The organism is Catenovulum maritimum (genome assembly GCF_001050375.1).
GTDB lineage: Bacteria > Pseudomonadota > Gammaproteobacteria > Enterobacterales > Alteromonadaceae > Catenovulum > Catenovulum maritimum.
The window spans coordinates 1,377-1,903 of sequence record NZ_KQ130526.1 but is presented as its reverse complement, the minus strand read 5'-3'; the positions used below and the strand labels follow the sequence as shown (position 1 = coordinate 1,903).

Sequence of the window (527 nt, the reverse complement as noted above, 5' to 3'; positions counted from 1 at the left end):
ATTAACGTTGGCGTTGATACCGGTAAATTTCAACTCGACATTTATATTCGCCCTCTCGATATCTATTTCTCCGTTTCAAACAACGAAAAAGGCATTGACGAAGCGGTTAAGACATTAAAACAACACAAGCCCGAGCGCATCATTATAGAAGCAACTGGTCGTCTAGAAATGCCATTTATCATGGCTTGTGCAAAAGCAAATTTACCCTTTGTGATTGCGAATCCAATACACATCAAACGCTTCGCTGGCGCAATAGGGCAACGAGCTAAAACGGATAGGTTGGATGCCCAGTTAATTGCGCATTATGGTGAAGCAATAAAACCAAACCTATCTCAGTTAAAGCCAGATACCATGCAGACTATGAGTGATTTAGTCGCAAGACGTAACCAGTTGTTAGTCATGCAAACGATGGAAAAGAATCGCTTACAAATTCTGCCAAAAAACTTAGCCATGACCATTAAACCAATCCTGACTGCGTTTAAAAATCAAATAACAAAAATAGAAAATAAAATCCTAGAGTTAATTGA

General features: G+C 38.9%; 1 protein-coding gene. It reads left to right on the top strand.

The features are described 5' to 3' along the window. Nucleotides 1-527: IS110 family transposase (locus XM47_RS18645; protein ID WP_149865562.1), on the top strand; the 527-nt coding region annotated here is incomplete at both ends.